Raw genomic sequence first — 17,391 nt, forward strand, 5'->3', positions numbered from 1 at the left:
AGCGGTCGGGCGCGGCCGGTGCGCAGCGCCACGGCGCCGTCGAGGCCGTCGAGGATGCCCGCCACGAGGACCAGGGCGACGACGGCGGCGGGCCAGCCCGGCCCCGTGACCGCGGCCCACGCCGCGGCCAGGGCCAGCACGCCTGCGACCGACAGCGCGTCCGGTGGGATCTTGGCGACGGGTCCGGTGGCGAGCGCCCGGATCAGACGTAGCCAGCCGCGCACGATCGCGGACGGTTCGATGCCGCCGTGCAGTTCGGACCAGCCCGCGTCGTCCGCCGTCATGCCGCCAGCCTGCCAGGAGGTCGCGCGCCGGGGAGGCCGGACGTGGTGAGCCGGGTGCGCAGGCTCGCGTCCGGGGTGCGCACGACGTTCCCCGGCAGCGATCTCGCGCTGTGGGCGGCCGGTGCGACGTATTACGGCGTGATCGGGCTGGTGCCGTTGGCGCTGGTGTCGCTGTGGGCGGTCGGGGCGCTGGTCGGCCACGACACGGTGCGGGCAGCGATGGATGCGGCCATCGCGGGGTTGCCGGGCGGTCATGGCACGCCGGAGGCGTTGCGCACGTTGACGTCGGTGGCGCTGGCCATGTCGTGGTGGCAGGCGCTGGTGGTGTTGTTCCCGGCGAGCCTCTATGGCGAGGGGTTGCGCCGCGCGTTCGTCCAGATGACGTCGACGCGCGACACCCTGACCGGGTGGCGGGGGCGGGCGGGGCTGCTGGGGGTCGCTGCCGTGGCCCCGTTCCTGGTGATCGCGGTGCTGCTGTCGGCGCCCTACGTGGGCCCGCTGTACGCGGGGTCCGGCTGGTCGCTGGTGTGGGGTGTCGTGGTGGCGTTCCACGTGGTGTGGGTGGCGGTCTCGACGGCGCTGCTCGGCGTGTTCGGCCTGATCGGGCCCGGCCGGTTCGGGTGGCGGGCGCTGGTGGCGGGCGCGTTCGGGACCGGGGCCGTGCTGGCGGGCTTCCTGCAGGGTTTCGTGCTGTTCCTGGCCATCCCGGTGGAGTGGTCGGCGCCGTTCGGCGGGTTGCCCATCGTCGGCGCGGTGTCTGCGCTGGCGCTGTGGCTGTTCGTGCTGCACATCCTGGTGTTGTGCGGCTTCCGGGTGACGGTGGTGCTCGACGGGTTGCTGCGCGCGCCCTGAACGGGTATGCGGTCCGCGTGTCGACGGAACGCGAGACCAAGACGTGCGTGGCGTGCGGGCGGCCGTTCGCCAACCGCAAGAAGTGGCGCAGCCGTGGGGTGTGGGACCAGGTGATCTACTGCTCGAAGCGGTGCCAGGGCGCCGGGCGCAATCCGGAGGCGGGGCCCGGTGGAGGGGCCCCGCCTGCCGGTCGGGGTTAGGCCTCGACCTCGCTGCGGTCGCCGCTCCACAGGGTGTGGAACCGCTTGGCGTGGTCGGTGTCGATGCGGCCGTAGGTGTGCGCGCCGAAGAAGTCGCGCAGGCCCTGGGTCAGTGCCGCGGGCAGCCGCTCGGTGCGCAGGCCGTCGTAGTAGGACAGGGCCGAGCTGAATCCGGGGATCGGGATGCCGAGTCGGGTGGCCGTGGCCACGACGCGCCGCCAGCTGTCGATGCCGTTCTCGATCGCGTCGCGGAAGTACGGGTCGACGATGAGGGTGGGCAGGTCGGCGTCGTTGTCGAAGGCTTCCTTGATGCGGTTGAGGAACTTGGCCCGGATGATGCAGCCGCCGCGCCAGATCGTCGCCATGTCTCCAGGGGTGATGTTCCAGCCGTATTCGGCGCTACCCGCCTGGATCTGGTTGAAGCCCTGGGCGTAGGCGATGATCTTCGACGCGTAGAGGGCCCGGCGGATGTCCTCGGTGAACTGGGCGGCATCGGTCGGCTTGTCGCCGAGGTCGCCGGACGCCAGCCCGGTGGTGGCGGTGCGCTGGGCGACGGAGCCCGACAGGGCGCGGGCGAAGACGGCCTCGGCGATGCCGGTGACGGGGACGCCGAGGTCCAGGGCGGACTTGACGGTCCAGCGGCCGGTGCCCTTCTGCTCGGCCTCGTCGAGGATGACGTCGACGAGCGGCTTGCCGGTCTTGGCGTCGACCTGCTTGAGCACCTCTGCGGTGATCTCGATGAGGTAGCTGTCCAGGTCGCCGGAGTTCCATTCGGCGAACACGTCGGCGATGTCGGCGGCGCCGAGCCCGAGCCCGTCGCGCAGCAGCTGGTAGGCCTCGCCGATGAGTTGCATGTCGGAGTACTCGATGCCGTTGTGCACCATCTTGACGAAGTGGCCCGCGCCGTCGGGACCGATGTGGGTGCAGCAGGGGACGCCGTCGACGTGGGCGGAGATCTCCTCGAGCAGCGGGCCCAGCGATTCGTAGGACTCGGCGGGTCCGCCGGGCATGATCGACGGGCCGTTGAGCGCGCCTTCCTCGCCGCCGGAGATGCCGGCGCCCACGAAGTGCAGGCCGCGTTCGCGGACGGCCTTCTCGCGGCGGATGGTGTCGGTGTAGAGGGCGTTGCCGCCGTCGATGATGATGTCGCCCGGTTCGAAGACCTCGCAGAGTTCGTCGATGACGGCGTCGGTGGGATCGCCGGCCTTGACCATGATCAGGGCGCGACGCGGCTTCTCCAGCGCGGCCGCGAACTCGGCCATCGTCTCGGTGCGCACGAAGGAGCCGTCGGAGCCGTGCTGCTCGAGCAGTGCGTCGGTCTTGGCCACCGACCGGTTGTGCAGCGCCACGGTGTAGCCGTGCTTGGCGAAGTTGCGGGCGATGTTGGACCCCATCACCGCCAACCCCGTGACTCCGATCTGTGCGGTGGCGGTGGTGTTGGACGAACTCACGGGCAGCCTTTCGTTGTTTTGTTGTGCGGGGTGGTGCGGGGACCCGCCCTGGTCAGGGCAGGGCGGAGAAGAGTCGTTGCAGTTCGGTCAGCCAGGGGACCGCGACGGCCACGGTGGGGATCACCAGCACGGCAGCGGCCGTGACGTAGGCCCCGGCGGCCATGGCGATGCTGTTGGGCTTGCCCGCGAGACGACGCACCCGGATGACGGTGGTCGGGCCGCCCGCCGCCAGGGCGCCGCGGGGGGCGCGCGCGGAGGCGCAGGCGACCAGGGCGCGGGCCAGGTGGGTGGGTCCTTGGGCGCGGACGGCGGCGTCGTCGGCGAGCAGTTCGATGAGCAGCCGGACGGCGCCGAGGGCGCTGGCGCTGCGGACGAACCGGGGGAAGGCGGCGTGGACGGCGGTGAACATCTCGAGCACCAGGTCGTGGCGGGCGCGCAGGTGGGCCTGTTCGTGGCTGAGGATGGCGGCCACCTCGTCGTCGGACAGGGCCTGGAGTGCACCCTGGCTGACGACGACGCGGCTGCGGACCCCGGGCAGGCAGTAGGCCAGCGGCTGGGTGACGTCGAGGATGCGCAGACCGCTGGCGCGCGTACAGCATTCGGGGGCGCTGCCATGCCGGGTGCCGAGCAGGTCGACGAGCATCCGGTGGTGGGCGCGGCGGCGGCGCGTGGCGATGGCCACGCCGATGACGGCGAGCACGAGGCGGGCGCCGATCAGCAGGGTGGCCGCGAAGACCACGACGTAGAGCAGCCACAGCGGCCAGCCGAGGTTGGCGATCTCGGACGTGACGGTGGCGGTGGGGCGGCCGTCCGGTCCGGGGGCGAAGAGCCTACTGGCGATCGCGATGCCCGCGCTGAAGGCCGACAGCACGGCGGCCAGCACCACGGCCTGCCACAGCACGATGGCCGCGCGCGGTGCGCGCAGCGGCCACTTCGCACGGGCCAGTACCGCGGGCACCGGTCCGATCAAGACCAGCGCCACGATGGAGAAGGCCAGCGCGGACACGCTTCAAGTGTCTCTCAGCCGGTGCCCGAATTGCCAGCCGGTCCGGCATCGTGTTTGGCCTCCAGCTCCGCGAGGGCGCGCCGGAGGGCGGCGGCCTCGTCGGCGTTGACGCGTTCCACGAAGTGGACCAGGGCAGCCTCGCGGCTGCCCGAGTCGGCGGCTTGGTCGAGCGCGTCCACCATGAGGCCTGCGACGAGTTCGTCACGGCCGTGCGTGGGTGCGTAGCGGTGTGCCCGGTCGTCGCGATGCTGGACGACGAGGTTCTTCTTGGCCAGTCGTTGCAGCACCGTCATGATCGTCGTGTAGGCCAGATCCCGGCGGGCGGCCAGCGCCTCGTGCACCTGACGCACCGTTTGGGGTTCGCGCATGGACCACAGGTGGTCCATCACCTCACGTTCCAGTTCCCCGAGTCGCGTCACCTTGGCCCTCGTTCCGACAACAGCCATCGTCCGTTCACTCTCCTGAGCAGAGTCCTCAGCCTACTACGGGATTACTACCGCGCGTCGTATCAGGCGTCGTTGCCGTCGGACGTCGGTGTTCGCCATGGCTGAGACGCCGCCGCGCCCCGACCCATTCCCGATCCTTCCCCGGGGTGTGAGTCGCGTCACGAAGGCTTTCCCCAGCCGCAATCAGGCTACCTACTATAGTAAGGCTTACCTAACGGAGGGAGACTCCATGACGATCGTCGTCGACGACCCCCTGATCGCAGGCATGACGATCGGGAGGGCGCTTCCCCTACACGAGTCCAGCAGGCGACTGCGCGAACTCCGTCCCGAATGTCCCCGCGTCCACGGCGTTGCGGTGATGGCCGACGTGTCGCGCCGTCGCTGGTGGCCACTGGCCGAGATGCTCACCGCCGACCGGCTTCGCGGCATGTTCGAGGCCGCGGCCGCGGAGACCGGCAACCGCGCAGCCGTGGCGCAACAGCTGGCCGCCACGCTCGCCCACGTCGTCGTGGGCCGCGTCGTCCCGCTGCTGGCGCTGGAGGGCCGGGCGTGGGACACCGGGTTGGAGAACCTGTGGGTGCACGTCGACTCCGAAGGGGTCATCGACTGGGTGGGCGTGGTGGATCCGACGCTGCGCGCACTGCCCGACGATCCGTTCTTCACCGGCCGGCCCGGGCTGCACCGACGCCGGTCGGCGCACGACCGCATCGTCGCGCTGCCCAACGAGGCGGCGCTCGCGACGTGGGTGGCCCACCGGAGTCATCGCGCGCTGCATCCCCTGTTCGAGAGGCTGTGCGCCGTCAGCGGGGGCGCGTCGTCGCGGTCGGCGATGTGGCACCTCGTCGGCGGCGCGGTGGTCAGTGCGTCCACGCAGGTGCCGCTGCTGGCTGGGTCGAGCGAGTCGACGGCCATGCGTCGGGGTCAGGCGGTGCTCGACGCGCTGGTGGGTTTCGGCGCCCCGGTGCGCGGCGCGACGCGATCGACGAAGGTCTTGCTAAATTAGGGCAGCCTTGCCTATGCTTGCACTACAACCGAACATCGAGAACCACCGGACCGCGCCGGAGTCCTGAGGGCTGCAGAGACCCCCGGTCCACTCGAAGGAAGGGCCCCGCATCCGTGCGGGGCCCTTCCGCCTTCGGGCGAGGGGTGACCGCGGGCGGCCTTCCCGGCGTGCCGACCGCGTGTTACACCTATGGACGTGACGACATCCCTGCCGCATCTCTTCGGAACCGGTTTCGACGAGGTCCTGGGCCTCACCTACCTCGAGGCCACCCCCGATCGCACCACCGCCACGCTGACGATCAACGAGAAGCTGCTGCAGCCGCACGGCATCGTGCACGGCGGGGTGTACTGCGCCATCGTCGAGAGCGTGGCCAGCGTGTCTGCCGGCGTGTGGCTGGAGTCGACAGGTGGCGGCAGCAACGTCGTCGGGGTGAACAACAGCACCGACTTCCTGCGCGCCATCAAGGCGGGAGTCGTCACGGCGGTGTCCACGCCGATCCACCGCGGCCGCCGCCAGCAGCTGTGGCTCATCGAGATCACCGATGGCAACGGCAAACTCGTCGCTCGCGGCCAGGTGCGCCTGCAGAACCTGCCCGCGGACGCACCGCCTGCCTGAGCCCCGCGGCGCCGTCGGCCCACCCCCGATTCGCGCTGCCGAGCCCGCGACGACGTGGCAGGATCGCGCTCTATGCGGTTGAGTCCCCACGAGCAGGAGCGCCTGTTGCTCTCCTACGCCGCGGAGTTGGCGCGTCGACGGCGCGGGCGCGGGCTGCTCCTCAATCATCCGGAAGCCGTGGCCATCCTCACCGACCACGTGCTGGAGGGGGCCCGCGACGGGCGCACCGTGGCCGAGCTGATGGCCAGTGGCCGTGAGGTTCTCACGCGCGCCGACGTCATGGCGGGCGTCCCGGAGATGCTCTCCGACGTGCAGGTGGAGGCCACGTTCCCGGATGGTACGAAGCTCGTCACCGTCCACCACCCGATCCCGTGAGCGGCGAGCCGTCCGCCGGGTCCGGTGGCGTGTCCATGGTGCCGGGGGAGACGCTGTACGCCGAGGGCGACGTGACGCTCAACGCCGGTGCGCCGCGGCTGGTCCTGGACGTCCTCAACACCGGTGACCGGCCCGTGCAGGTGGGCAGCCACGTGCACCTGCCGCAGGCCAATCGGGCGTTGGAGTTCGACCGGGTCGCCGCGCACGGTCACCGACTCGACATTCCCGCCGGCACCGCCGTGCGTTTCGAACCGGGCGTGGGTCAGCGGGTTTCGCTGGTGCCGCTGGCCGGTACGCGCGAGGTGCACGGGCTGTCACTCGATCCGCCGGGAAGGCTGGACCCGTCATGACCGACCTCACGCGGCAGCGGTACGGCGCGCTGTACGGCCCGACGACCGGTGACCGCATCCGGCTCGCCGACACCGATCTGCTGATCGAGATCACCGACGACCTCGGCGGCGGCCCGGGGCGTGCCGGCGACGAGGCGGTGTTCGGCGGCGGCAAGGTGTTGCGGGAATCCATGGGCCAGGCCAGGGCCACCCGTGCCGACGGCGCGCCGGACACCGTGATCACCGGCGTGGTAATCCTCGACTACTGGGGAATCGTCAAGGCCGACGTCGGCATTCGGGACGGGCGCATCGTCGCGATCGGCAAGGCGGGCAACCCCGACGTCATGTCGGGCGTGCACCCGGACCTGGTGGTGGGCCCCTCGACGGAGGTCATCGCCGGCAACGGGCGCATCCTCACCGCGGGCGCCATCGACTGTCACGTGCACCTGATCTGCCCGCAGATCATGCCCGAGGCGCTCGGGAGCGGCATCACCACCATCGTCGCGGGCGGTACCGGTCCCGCCGACGGCAGCAAGGCCACCACCGTGACGCCGGGAGCGTGGCATCTGGCCCGGATGCTGGAGGCGCTGGACGACTGGCCGCTGAACGTGGCCCTGCTCGGCAAGGGCAACACGGTGTCCAGCGAGGCGATGTGGGAGCAGTTGCGCGGCGGCGCAGCGGGTTTCAAGCTGCACGAGGACTGGGGCACCACCCCCGCGGCCATCGACGCGTGCCTCACCGTCGCCGACGCGGCGGGCGTACAGGTCAACGTGCACACCGACACGCTCAACGAGATGGGCTACGTCGAGGACACGCTGGCCGCCATCGCGGGACGGTCCATCCACGCGTATCACACCGAGGGGGCGGGCGGCGGGCACGCACCCGACATCATCACCGTCGTCTCGCATCCGAACGTGCTGCCCAGCTCCACCAATCCCACGCGACCCCACACCGTCAACACGCTCGCCGAGCACCTCGACATGCTGATGGTGTGCCATCACCTCAACCCCAGCGTGCCGGAGGATCTGGCGTTCGCCGAGAGCCGGATCCGTCCGTCGACGATCGCCGCCGAGGACCTGCTGCACGACATCGGCGCGATCTCGATGATCGGCAGCGATGCCCAGGCCATGGGCCGCATCGGCGAGGTCGTGATGCGCACCTGGCAAACCGCGCACGTGATGAAGCGCCGCCGCGGCGCGGCCCCCGGTGACGGCCGCGCGGACAATCACCGCGCGCGCCGCTACGTCGCCAAGTACACGATCTGCCCGGCCGTCGCGCACGGCATGGCCGACGAGATCGGGTCGGTCGAGGTGGGCAAGCTGGCTGACCTGGTGCTGTGGGAGCCGGCGTTCTTCGGCGTGCGTCCGCACACGGTGCTCAAGGGCGGCATGATCGCGTGGGCGGCGATGGGTGACGCCAATGCCTCGATCCCCACCCCGCAGCCGGTCTTGCCCCGGCCGATGTTCGGTGCCGCGCCGACGGCCGCCGCGGCCACCTCGGTGCACTTCGTCTCACCGCAGGCCGTCGAGGACGGCCTCGCCGACCGGCTGGCGGTCCGCCGAAAGCTGGTGCCGGTCAACGACGTCCGCTCCGTCGGCAAGGCCGACATGCCGCTCAACGACGCGATGCCACGGGTCGAGGTGGACCCGGACACCTTCACGGTGCGCATCGACGGCGAGGTGTGGGCCGAGCAGCCCGCCACCGAGCTGCCGATGGCGCAGCGCTACTTCCTGTTCTGATGAGTTCCCTTGCGACCCTGCTGGTCCTGTCCGATTCGCGGTTGCCCACCGGCGGGCACGTGCACTCCGGGGGCGTGGAGGAGGCGGTGACCGCGGGGTTGGTGACCGACGTCGCGACGCTGCGGGCGTTCCTGGTCCGCCGCATCCGCACCAGTGGCCTGGTGGGTGCCTCGGTGGCGGCGGCCGTGCACGCCGGCCGGCTCGGCGTGCCGCGCGCCGATCTCGAGATGGACGCACGCACACCGGCACCGGCGGCCAGGTCGGCGTCGCGGGCGCAGGGTCGTGGGCTGCTCCGGCTGGCCAGGCGGGTCTGGCCGCAGCGCGACTGGACGGTGTTGGGTCCCACCCCGCACGTGGTGGTGGCGGCCGGATTGGTCGGCGAGGCCGGGGGATTGACGCCCGAGGACACGGCGCTGTCGACGGTGTACACCACGATGACGGCCTCGGCCACGGCCGCGCAGCGCCTGCTGGCCCTGGACCCCGGCGACGTCGCCGCGCTCACGTTCGACCTGGCGCCGCTGTGCGAGTCGACGGCCGTCGACGCCGTCGCCGCCCTGGCCGACGCGTCGGACCCCCTGCTCGACGTGCTGGCGCAGCGCCATGCCGAACGCGATCGTCCCCTGTTCGTCTCCTGACCCGAAGAAAGGCCGGACATGCCACCACATTTCATCGACGGTGAGCCGCACGACCACGCCGAGCGGCCACGCCGCGTGCGCGCCGCGGGGGAGCCCTTGCGCATCGGCATCGGCGGCCCGGTCGGTTCCGGCAAGACGGCGCTGGTGGCCGCGCTGTGCCGCGAGTTGCGCGACGAGTTGTCGCTGGCGGTGCTGACCAACGACATCTACACGACCGAGGACGCGGACTTCCTGCGCAGGCATGCGGTGTTGCCCGACGAGCGCATCGCCGCCGTTCAGACCGGCGGGTGCCCGCACACGGCGATCCGGGACGACATCACCGCCAACCTCGACGCCATCGACGACCTCGTCGCCGCGAACCCGCGGTTGGACCTGATCCTGGTGGAGTCCGGCGGGGACAACCTGACGGCCACGTTCTCGTCGGGTCTGATCGACGTGCAGATCTTCGTGATCGACGTGGCGGGTGGGGACAAGGTCCCCCGCAAGGGTGGTCCCGGTGTGACGTTCTCGGATCTGTTGGTGATCAACAAGACCGATCTGGCGCCGATGGTGGGTGCCGATCTCGACGTGATGCGTCGCGACGCCGCCAAGGTGCGTGGGCAGCGGCCCTTCGTGCTGATCTCGCTCACCGAGGACCCTGCCGCGGGCCCGGTGCTGGAGTGGGTGCGTCAGCAGTTGCGGGTGCCGGTCTAAGGCGTGCGCTCCGAGGTCCTCATCGTCGCCGAGCCGGGGCGGCATCCCCGCCTGGAGTGCACCGGGGGAATCGCGGTGCGGCGCACCGCAACCGACGTCGTGCACCTGGTGTCGGCGGCTGCCACGCCGCTGGGCGGTGACGTCATCCGCGTGCGCGTGGTCGTCGAGGAGGGGGCGCGACTGCGGGTGCGCAGTGCGGCCGCGACCATGGCCATGCGGGGGGCGGCGACGGCGGAGTCGCTGGCGGCGTGGCGGTTGGAGGTGGCGGGCGAACTGGATTTGGATCCGGAGCCCACCATCGTGGCGGGTGGGGCACGCCACGTGACGTCGACGGCACTCGTCGCGACGACGGCTGCGCGCGTGCGGATTCGGGAGCGCGCGCAGATCGGTCGTGCCTACGAGCGTGAGGGATTCTGGTCGTCCGCGCTGCGTGCCGACGTCGGCGAGGTGCCGCTGCTCCGGCATCGCATCGAGGTGGGTACCGCGGCGGTGGCCGACGACGTACTTGGTGCGCCGCGCGCCTGCATCAGCGAATTGCGGTATCCCGAGCGGTCGTTCGAGGCCGCGGGCACGGTGCTGGAACTCGCAGCGGGTGGCAGCATCGCCACGTGGCAAGGTGAGCGGTTGCACGGCTGACCTCGCCCCGCCGCCGCCGGCACGCGAGGCCGAGAAGGCGCCGGCTCCGGGACGACGAACGCCCCCGGGCTCCGGACGGCGGGCGTGCCCCGACCGTCGGCCCGAGGGCGACGTCGTGAAACTAGCTGGCGGCCTTTTCCTCCCGCTGCGCGGCGGCGATCTCCTCGAGTTCCTCGATGCGCGTCCGGGCGTAGGCCTGCTGTTCGGTGATGGTGAGCTGGCCGCGCTGGCGGCTCAGGAACGTGACCGCCCATGACAGCAGCGTGGCGATCTTGGTCTTGAAGCCCACCAGGTAGATCAGGTGCAGCCCGAGCCAGGCGAGCCAGGCGATGAAGCCACCGAACTCGAGCTTGCCCGAACCGATGGGGATCTGCGCGACGGCGTTGTACTTCGACACCGTGGCCATGGAGCCCTTGTCCCAGTACTTGAACGGCTCGCGCGGCTTGGGGGTGGTGCCGTGCTTGCGGGCGTTGGCCTCGTTCTTCACGATGTCGGCGACGTACTTGCCGCCTTGGATGGCGCCCTGTGCCATGCCGGGGACGCCCGGCACGAAGGCCATGTCACCGACCACGAACACGTTCGGGTGCCCGGGGATGGACAGGTCGGGGTTCACCTTGACGCGGCCTGCGCGGTCGATCTCGGTGTCGGACTGGTTGGCCAGGTCGCGACCCAGCGGACTGGCCTGCACGCCCGCCGACCACACCTTGCACGCCGCGTCGATACGGCGGGAGGTGCCGTCGGCGTTCTTGACGGTGATGCCGTTGCGGTCGACGTCGGTCACCATGGCGTTCAGCTGGATCTCGACGCCCATCTTCTCGAGGCGTTCCTTGGCCTTGAGGCCGAGCTTCTCGCCCATGGGCGGCAGGACGGCCGGGGCGGCGTCGAGGAGGATGACGTGCGCCTCGGTGGGGTCGATGTGCCGGAAGCTGCCGCGCAGGGTCTGGTCGGCCAGCTCCTGGATCTGGCCCGCCATCTCGACACCGGTGGGACCCGCGCCGACGACGACGAACGTCAGCAGCTTGCGGCGACGCTCGGGATCGCTGGAGCGTTCGGCCTGCTCGAACGCACCGAGGATGCGACCGCGCAACTCCAGCGCGTCGTCGATGGTCTTCATGCCGGGCGCCCACTCCGCGAAGTGGTCGTTGCCGAAGTACGACTGACCTGCGCCCGCAGCGAGGATCAAGGTGTCGTACGGCGTCCGGTAGGTGTGACCGAGCAGGATCGAGTCGACCGTCTTGTTCTGCAGGTCGACGTGCGTCACGTCGCCGAGCAGCACCTGGGCGTTGTGCTGCTTGCGCAGGATCAGACGGGTGGGCGGGGCGATCTCACCCTCGGAGATGATGCCGGTCGCGACCTGGTACAGCAGCGGCTGGAACAGATGATGCGTCGTGCGGGCGATCAACTTGATGTCGACGTCGACGTGCTTGAGCGCCTTCGCGGCGTTCAACCCGCCGAAACCGGACCCGATGATGACGACCTTGTGCCGATCCGACGCCGTAGCTCCGGGGTGGCTCATTTCTGCTCCTTGACGGATGACCCGCTTCTGACGACCAATACAACGTCTAGGTTAGTCGGCGGCCTTCCGAGGAGCGCGGTGAGATGCCCCACCGCCCCGTTCGTTCACCCGACCTGCACGTTCGTCAGGTCAGCAGGGGGCGCAGCAAATCGGCGACCGCGGTGACGCCGCCCGGCTGGTAGCCGTTGATGCTGGTGACCGGGCTCAGGATGACGCCGTCGATGCCGGCGTCGAGCACCTTCGTCTTGATCTGGTCGACGATCTGCTCCGGGCTGCCGAAGACGGCCTGCCGGCGGAAGTCCTCGGGGATGAACTCGGCGGTGACGTTCTCGTCGATGATGGCCACGACGAGCATGCTGGTCTCGAGGGTGGCCGGGTCGCGGTCGACCTTCTCGCACGACTCCTTGACCACCTGGACCTTGCGGGGCAGTTCGTCGAAGCCGGCGATGACGTTGAGGTGGTCGAAGTGCTTGGCGGCCAGGGGGATGGTCTTCTTCTCGCCGCTGCCGCCGATCATCAGGGGGACGTGGTCGCGGAAGCGGGGTTCCGCCATGGCTTCCTTGACCGTGTAGTACGTGCCGTCGAGGGTGGGACGTTCGCCGGCGAGCATCGGCAGGATGATGTCGAGGGCCTCGTACAGCTTGTTGAAGCGGTCGGTGAAGGTGCCGAACTCGTAGCCCAGCGATTCGTGTTCGAACTCGAACCAGCCGGTGCCGATGCCGAGGATGGCGCGGCCCTGGGAGATCACGTCGAGGGTGGTGATGGCCTTCGCGAGCAGGGTGGGGTTGCGGTAGGTGTTGCCGGTGACGAGGGTGCCGAGCTGCACCTTCTCGGTGGCGGTGGCCAGGGCGCCCAGGGCGGTGTAGGCCTCCAGCATCGGCTGGTCGGGGGTGCCCAGGCCGGGGAGTTGGTAGAAGTGGTCCATCAGGAACACCGAGTCGAAGCCGGCGGTCTCGGCCTCGCGGGCCTGGTCGATCACGGTCGGGAACAGTCGCTCGACCCCGGTGCCGTAGGAGAAGTTCGGGATCTGCAAACCCAGGCGAATCGTCATGCGATCGACCCTAAGCGGGGATTGCGGGTCGACGTCGGTCGTTTCGCTCGGCGCGAAGCCGGAATAAATACCGGTCAGGCGAAGTTCGCGAGCGCGCCATGGCTCACGTGCAGCGTCTCGCCGGTGATGTGACGGGCCGCCGGCGTCGTGAGAAACAGTGCGAGCCTGGTGATTTCGGCGGCCACCGACGGGCTGGTGCCGACGGCGCCGTCGTAGCCCGACTGCGCGGCCCGGCCGGCGGCGACGGTGTTCATGGTGATGCCGCGGATGCCGAAGTGGGTGGCCTGCCCGGCGGTCCACGCCGACATCGCGGCCTTGATGGCGGCCTCGGGGCTGCCCTCGGCGGGGCTGTCGGCGACGACGTTGACGATGGATCCGCCCGAGCGCAGCTGGTCGCCGAGCACCTGGACGGTCAGGACCGCCGAGAGCATCGTCGAGTCGAGCGCGGAGCGCCACGCCGAGGCCTGGTCGAGCAGGGTGCGGGTGCGCGGGTCGCCACCGAACCAGCGCGGTGAGGGCACGTTGACGATGGTGTCGAGGTGCAACGGGAACTCGGTGCGCGCTGCCTCGAGGGCGGCGGGGTTCACGTTGTCCAGGACCAGGTAGTCGACCTCGAGTTCCTTGGCGGCCACCTCGACGTCGTCGCGTCGGGCACCGGTGATCACCACGTGGTGACCGGCGTCGCGAAAGCCCGCGGCGATGGTGCGGCCGAGTTCCGTGTCGCCACCGGTGAGTAGCACCTCGGATACGCGCACCTCAGATGTTCCAGTGGACACCACGACCTCCTCGGATTCTGCGCTGGGCCCAGCGAGCAACGGCCATGTTACTGGACAGTAGCTAGGAGGTGAAACCGCCACGCTGGGACGCTGCCGCGGGGATGTGGCCCCGACCCGCGTGGCGGGACGGCCGTGGGGACCGGGATGGCCGTGGGCATCCGGGATAGCTTTGGGGCATGGGGCACGGCGCGTGGGTCACGGCGTGAGCCCCGGGACCGGGCTCCCGCGGTGGGTCTACGTCCCGGCGGCGCTTGGGGCGGCGTTCGTGACGTTGCCCCTCGTGGCGGTGGCGGTGAGGGTCGACTGGCCGCGGTTCTGGACGCTCGTCACCAGCCCGTCGTCGCTGACGGCGTTGGGATTGAGCCTGCGCACGTCGGCCGCGAGCACGCTGCTGTGCCTGCTGCTCGGCGTGCCGTTGGCGTTGGTGCTGGCACGCAGCGGTGCCCGGGTGGTGCGGTGGCTGCGGCCACTGATCCTGCTGCCGCTGGTGCTGCCGCCGGTCGTCGGGGGCCTGGCGTTGCTGTACGCCTTCGGGAAGCTGGGGTTGGTGGGCCGCTATCTCGAGGCCGCGGGTGTCTCGATCGCGTTCAGCACCACGGCCGTCGTGCTGGCGCAGACGTTCGTGTCCCTGCCGTTCCTGGTCGTCGCGCTCGAGGGGGCGGCACGCACGGCTGGGGCCGACTACGAGGTCGTGGCGGCGACGCTCGGGGCCCGGCCGTCGACGGTGTGGTGGCGGGTGTCGCTGCCCCTGCTGGCCCCCGGTTTGGTGTCGGGTGCGGTCCTGGCGTTCGCCCGCTCACTCGGCGAGTTCGGTGCCACGCTGACGTTCGCGGGATCACGGGAGGGTGTCACCCGCACGTTGCCGCTGGAGATCTACCTGCAGCGGGAGAGCGACGCCGACGCCGCCGTGGCCTTGTCGATGCTGTTGGTGGCCGTCGCCGCGGTGGTCGTGCTGGGGCTCGGCGGGCGCCGACTCCGGTCGGGCGGCGGCAGCTCGTGGTGAGGCGGGCCAGGTGAGCGCGGTGCCGGGAGGGTTGCGGGTGCGCGCCGTCGTGCGGCGGCGGTCGGTCGACGTGGCGTTCGACGTCGCGCCCGGGGAGGTGGTGGCGGTCCTCGGTCCCAACGGGGCGGGCAAGTCGACGGTGCTCGGTGTCGTCGCGGGGACCGTCGTCCCCGACGTGGGCGAGGTGCGGGTGGGTACGCGCGTGCTCACCGACACCGCCGCGGGCGTCGAGGTGGCCACGCACGACCGTCGGGTGGGCTTGCTGATGCAGGATCCGCTGCTGTTCCCGCACATGTCGGTCGCCGCCAACGTGTCGTTCGGGCCGCGCAGCGCGAAGCGGTTGAGCCGCAGGGATTCCCGTGCGCTCGCGCACCGGTGGCTGACTGCCGTCGATGCCGCTGCGCTCATCGACCGCGACGCCAAGGCGCTGTCGGGCGGCCAGGCGCAGCGGGTGGCGCTAGCGCGGGCACTGGCTGCGCAACCCGAGGTGCTGATGCTCGACGAGCCGATGGCCGGCCTGGACGTGACGGTCGCGGCGGCCATGCGCAAGGTGCTGCGGGACGTGCTCACCGAGGGCGGTCGCTGCGCGTTGATGGTCACCCACGACGTCCTCGACGTCGTCACGCTCGCGGACCGGGTGGTGGTGATCGAGGACGGGCGGATCGTCGAGGAGGGGCCCGTAGGTGCCACCTTGGCGAGGCCGCGCAGCTTCTTCACGGCGCGGTTCGCCGGTGTCAACCTGGTGGCGGGGACGGCCGACGGCGACGCCGTCGTGGCCACCGACTGGGGAACCCGCTGGCACGGCACGCCAGGAGATCCGCCCGTGGAGCCGGGGCGGCGTGCGGTCGCGGTGTTCGCACCTGCCGCGGTGTCGGTGTACCGGGAGGCGCCGCACGGCAGCCCGCGCAACACCGTCGAGGTGGTGGTCGCCGAACTCGACGGCAGCGGCCCGACCATCCGGGTCCGTGCCGACGAGCAACCCGACGGTGGCCCGGGTCTGGCCGCCGACGTCACCGCCGAGGCGGCGGCCGAGTTGCGGCTGGCGCCGGGGGAGCGGGTGTACTTCACGGTGAAGAGTCAGGCGGTCACGGTGCATCCGCGGCCGTAACGCCCCGGGGTCGGCGCGCGATCGACACCTCGTGACGACGCGATCTCCGCGACCTGCCCGGCCGACCGGGAGCGAGGTCGCCTCCCGCACGCCAGCTACTGGCGGCATGCGTTCCTGGCTGCGCCGAACTTTCGCACAGCTACCTCTCAGCGAGACACTCTGGGAGCACCTCACACTTGCGTCACGGCCGCAACACTGTAGTTTCTTCCCCATGCAGCACCCACGCAGCCGCCGTCGCCAGGGCTTGTCGCGCTCCCTTGCCGTTGCCGCCGTCTCCGGCGTCACCGCGGCGTCGCTGGTCCTGGCCGGGACGGCTCACGCCGAACCGGCAGTGCCGTCTCCGACGCCCGCCCCTGCTCCCGCACCGGCCCCTGCTCCCGCACCGGCCCCCGAGCCCGGCGTGCCACCGGCACCCGCCCCCGGCGTGCCACCGGCCCCCGCGGATCCGAACGCGCCGCCCCCGCCGCCCGCAGACCCGAATGCCCCCGCCGTGCCGGCACCCCCGCCGCCGGAGCCCGGCCGCGTCGACAACGCCGCCGGGGGATTCAGCTACGTGGTGCCCAACGGCTGGAAGGTCTCCGATCAGACCCAGCTGTCCTACGGGCAGGCGCTGCTGACGAAGATCCCCGCGGCGGGCACCGAGCAGGCCCCGACGGACACCAGCGTGCTGCTGGGCCGGCTGGACCTGAAGCTGTTCGCGGGCGCCGAGGCGGACAACGCCAAGGCAGCCACGCGCCTCGCCTCCGACATGGGCGAGTTCTTCATGCCCTTCGCCGGTACGCGCATCAACCAGGAGGCCGGCCCGCTCGACGCGGCAGGCATGCCGGGCGCCTTCGCCTCCTACGACGTGAAGTTCACCGACACCACGAAGCCCAACGGCCAGATCTGGGCCGGGGTCGTGGGTTCGACGCCGCCTCCCAACGCCCCGCGCGGGCAGCGGACGCCCGAGCGGTGGTTCGTGGTGTGGCTGGGCACGGCCAACAACCCGATCGACAAGGCGGCCGCCGCGGCGCTGACGCAGTCCATCCGGCCGTACGCGGCTCCGCCGCCACCGCCGCCGCCGGATCCCAATGCGCCGCCGGACCCGAACGCGCCGCCACCGGATCCCAACGCGCCGCCGGCCCGGCCGGCGGTGGGCGTGCCGGTGCCGGTGACGAACGCGCCGCCGGAGATGATGCCCGCGGGCTGATGCCCGTCTGCTGCACCATGGGTTCCGTGACGGTGCCTGCCAGGTTCCTGCCAGCGAAATACCCTGTTTTCGAGGCCCTTTGGCGCTCTTAACGTGATCGAACATGGGTATAGAGGGGGGTGGACCAGCACCTTGCTGGTCCACGACAGGCAGGAGTCGAACCATGGACGTCATCGCCGCAAGTGAAATCCTCGCCCGCTCGACGACGTTGACCAGCGTCGGTTGGATCGGTTACGTCATCATCGGCGCGCTCGCCGGCTGGATCGCCGGCAAGATCGTCAAGGGTGGCGGGTCCGGCATCCTGATGAACATCGTCATCGGCATCGTCGGTGCCCTCATCGGCGGTTTCCTGCTGAGCTTCTTCGTCGACACCGCGGCGGGCGGGTGGTGGTTCACCTTGTTCACCGCCATCCTCGGTTCGGTCATCCTGCTGGCCATCGTCGGGGCGGTACGCAAGACCTAGTCGCCGGTGCGGTCGGCGCCA

General features: G+C 70.9%; 20 protein-coding genes and 1 pseudogene. 14 read left to right on the forward strand and 7 right to left on the reverse strand.

Features of this window, described 5'->3' with window-relative positions; genetic code table 11:
• Nucleotides 1-284, reverse strand: a pseudogene (locus tag AC30CM_RS12245) (hypothetical protein); the annotation flags it as partial.
• A 54-nt stretch (nt 285-338) separates the two neighbouring features.
• Here AC30CM_RS12245 and AC30CM_RS12250 point away from each other — a divergent pair.
• Nucleotides 339-1,136 (forward strand): YhjD/YihY/BrkB family envelope integrity protein, encoded by a 798-nt coding sequence (locus AC30CM_RS12250; RefSeq protein ID WP_490117146.1) that lies wholly within the window; start codon nt 339-341, stop codon nt 1,134-1,136.
• A gap of 17 nt (nt 1,137-1,153) precedes the next feature.
• Nucleotides 1,154-1,336, forward strand: coding sequence for a DUF2256 domain-containing protein (locus AC30CM_RS12255; RefSeq protein WP_490117147.1), 183 nt, complete (start codon nt 1,154-1,156; stop codon nt 1,334-1,336).
• On the opposite strand, the gene gndA is transcribed toward AC30CM_RS12255, so the two are convergent.
• Genes gndA through AC30CM_RS12270 form a run of 3 tightly spaced genes read right to left on the reverse strand, consistent with a single transcriptional unit; the run spans nt 1,333 to nt 4,239 of the window.
• A complete protein-coding gene (gene gndA, locus AC30CM_RS12260) occupies nt 1,333-2,787 on the reverse strand; it encodes an NADP-dependent phosphogluconate dehydrogenase (RefSeq protein WP_490117148.1) in 1,455 nt (484 codons plus the stop codon). The two genes, AC30CM_RS12255 and gndA, sit on opposite strands and share 4 nt — an antisense overlap.
• Before the next feature lie 52 nt (nt 2,788-2,839).
• Nucleotides 2,840-3,793, reverse strand: coding sequence for a M56 family metallopeptidase (locus AC30CM_RS12265; protein WP_490117149.1), 954 nt, complete (start codon nt 3,791-3,793; stop codon nt 2,840-2,842).
• A 14-nt stretch (nt 3,794-3,807) separates the two neighbouring features.
• Complete coding sequence (locus tag AC30CM_RS12270) at nt 3,808-4,239, reverse strand: BlaI/MecI/CopY family transcriptional regulator (RefSeq protein WP_490117150.1); 432 nt, start codon at nt 4,237-4,239, stop codon at nt 3,808-3,810.
• Nucleotides 4,240-4,468: 229 nt separating this feature from the next.
• Here AC30CM_RS12270 and AC30CM_RS12275 point away from each other — a divergent pair, with 229 nt between their 5' ends.
• The 8 genes from AC30CM_RS12275 to AC30CM_RS12310 all read left to right on the forward strand — a co-directional run bounded on the left by AC30CM_RS12275 (nt 4,469) and on the right by AC30CM_RS12310 (nt 10,264).
• Nucleotides 4,469-5,242 (forward strand): iron reductase, encoded by a 774-nt coding sequence (locus tag AC30CM_RS12275; protein WP_490117151.1) that lies wholly within the window; start codon nt 4,469-4,471, stop codon nt 5,240-5,242.
• Nucleotides 5,243-5,437: 195 nt separating this feature from the next.
• Nucleotides 5,438-5,857, forward strand: a complete 420-nt coding sequence (locus AC30CM_RS12280) for a PaaI family thioesterase (RefSeq protein WP_490117152.1) — start codon at nt 5,438-5,440, stop codon at nt 5,855-5,857.
• A gap of 72 nt (nt 5,858-5,929) precedes the next feature.
• A complete protein-coding gene (locus AC30CM_RS12285; protein WP_490117153.1) occupies nt 5,930-6,232 on the forward strand; it encodes an urease subunit gamma in 303 nt (100 codons plus the stop codon).
• A gap of 35 nt (nt 6,233-6,267) precedes the next feature.
• A complete protein-coding gene (locus tag AC30CM_RS12290; protein WP_490117223.1) occupies nt 6,268-6,582 on the forward strand; it encodes an urease subunit beta in 315 nt (104 codons plus the stop codon).
• Nucleotides 6,579-8,300, forward strand: coding sequence for an urease subunit alpha (locus AC30CM_RS12295; RefSeq protein ID WP_490117154.1), 1,722 nt, complete (start codon nt 6,579-6,581; stop codon nt 8,298-8,300). The genes AC30CM_RS12290 and AC30CM_RS12295 overlap by 4 nt, the downstream gene beginning before the upstream one ends.
• Entirely contained in the window at nt 8,300-8,935 is a 636-nt protein-coding gene (locus AC30CM_RS12300) for an urease accessory protein UreF (RefSeq protein WP_490117155.1), read from the forward strand. The genes AC30CM_RS12295 and AC30CM_RS12300 overlap by 1 nt, the downstream gene beginning before the upstream one ends.
• 18 nt (nt 8,936-8,953) lie before the next feature.
• On the forward strand, nt 8,954-9,628 hold the full coding sequence (gene ureG, locus AC30CM_RS12305) for an urease accessory protein UreG (RefSeq protein ID WP_490117156.1): 675 nt from the start codon (nt 8,954-8,956) through the stop codon (nt 9,626-9,628).
• A 3-nt stretch (nt 9,629-9,631) separates the two neighbouring features.
• Entirely contained in the window at nt 9,632-10,264 is a 633-nt protein-coding gene (locus AC30CM_RS12310; RefSeq protein WP_490117157.1) for an urease accessory protein UreD, read from the forward strand.
• Nucleotides 10,265-10,385: 121 nt separating this feature from the next.
• Here the strand turns inward: AC30CM_RS12310 and AC30CM_RS12315 are convergent, their stop codons facing one another.
• From AC30CM_RS12315 to AC30CM_RS12325, 3 genes are all read right to left on the reverse strand, one after another.
• Nucleotides 10,386-11,780, reverse strand: a complete 1,395-nt coding sequence (locus AC30CM_RS12315; protein ID WP_490117158.1) for an NAD(P)/FAD-dependent oxidoreductase — start codon at nt 11,778-11,780, stop codon at nt 10,386-10,388.
• Between the two features lie 124 nt (nt 11,781-11,904).
• A complete protein-coding gene (locus tag AC30CM_RS12320) occupies nt 11,905-12,831 on the reverse strand; it encodes an LLM class F420-dependent oxidoreductase (protein ID WP_490117159.1) in 927 nt (308 codons plus the stop codon).
• Nucleotides 12,832-12,905: 74 nt separating this feature from the next.
• Entirely contained in the window at nt 12,906-13,607 is a 702-nt protein-coding gene (locus tag AC30CM_RS12325) for an SDR family oxidoreductase (RefSeq protein WP_490117160.1), read from the reverse strand.
• 202 nt (nt 13,608-13,809) lie between these two features.
• On the opposite strand from AC30CM_RS12325, the gene AC30CM_RS12330 reads away from it, so the two are divergent.
• The 4 genes from AC30CM_RS12330 (at nt 13,810) to AC30CM_RS12345 (ending at nt 17,370) form a co-directional block, all read left to right on the forward strand.
• Nucleotides 13,810-14,610 carry an ABC transporter permease gene (locus AC30CM_RS12330; protein ID WP_490117161.1) on the forward strand — a complete coding sequence of 267 codons (801 nt, stop codon included), beginning with the start codon at nt 13,810-13,812 and terminating at the stop codon, nt 14,608-14,610.
• Nucleotides 14,611-14,620: 10 nt separating this feature from the next.
• The gene (locus tag AC30CM_RS12335) at nt 14,621-15,718 is read left to right on the forward strand and encodes a sulfate/molybdate ABC transporter ATP-binding protein (protein WP_490117162.1); all 1,098 of its coding nucleotides are present in this window, start codon (nt 14,621-14,623) and stop codon (nt 15,716-15,718) included.
• Between the two features lie 211 nt (nt 15,719-15,929).
• Nucleotides 15,930-16,907: an APA family fibronectin-binding glycoprotein gene (locus AC30CM_RS12340; protein WP_490117163.1), complete on the forward strand. Its 978-nt coding sequence runs from the start codon at nt 15,930-15,932 to the stop codon at nt 16,905-16,907.
• 163 nt (nt 16,908-17,070) lie between these two features.
• A complete protein-coding gene (locus AC30CM_RS12345) occupies nt 17,071-17,370 on the forward strand; it encodes a GlsB/YeaQ/YmgE family stress response membrane protein (protein ID WP_490117164.1) in 300 nt (99 codons plus the stop codon).
• Nucleotides 17,371-17,391 lie beyond the last annotated feature (21 nt).

The organism is Mycobacterium sp. DHQP2018-32-09, assembly GCF_058148405.1.

Bases quoted from the DNA above. Each gene is read 5' to 3' on its own strand.
- AC30CM_RS12300 (WP_490117155.1), top strand. From the start codon at position 8,300: ATGAGTTCCCTTGCGACCCTGCTGGTCCTGTCCGATTCGCGGTTGCCC.
- AC30CM_RS12270 (WP_490117150.1), bottom strand. From the start codon at position 4,239: ATGGCTGTTGTCGGAACGAGGGCCAAGGTGACGCGACTCGGGGAACTG.
- AC30CM_RS12290 (WP_490117223.1), top strand. From the start codon at position 6,268: ATGGTGCCGGGGGAGACGCTGTACGCCGAGGGCGACGTGACGCTCAAC.
- ureG (WP_490117156.1), top strand. From the start codon at position 8,954: ATGCCACCACATTTCATCGACGGTGAGCCGCACGACCACGCCGAGCGG.
- AC30CM_RS12340 (WP_490117163.1), top strand. From the start codon at position 15,930: ATGCAGCACCCACGCAGCCGCCGTCGCCAGGGCTTGTCGCGCTCCCTT.
- AC30CM_RS12345 (WP_490117164.1), top strand. From the start codon at position 17,071: ATGGACGTCATCGCCGCAAGTGAAATCCTCGCCCGCTCGACGACGTTG.
- AC30CM_RS12295 (WP_490117154.1), top strand. From the start codon at position 6,579: ATGACCGACCTCACGCGGCAGCGGTACGGCGCGCTGTACGGCCCGACG.
- AC30CM_RS12320 (WP_490117159.1), bottom strand. From the start codon at position 12,831: ATGACGATTCGCCTGGGTTTGCAGATCCCGAACTTCTCCTACGGCACC.
- AC30CM_RS12285 (WP_490117153.1), top strand. From the start codon at position 5,930: ATGCGGTTGAGTCCCCACGAGCAGGAGCGCCTGTTGCTCTCCTACGCC.
- AC30CM_RS12275 (WP_490117151.1), top strand. From the start codon at position 4,469: ATGACGATCGTCGTCGACGACCCCCTGATCGCAGGCATGACGATCGGG.
- AC30CM_RS12315 (WP_490117158.1), bottom strand. From the start codon at position 11,780: ATGAGCCACCCCGGAGCTACGGCGTCGGATCGGCACAAGGTCGTCATC.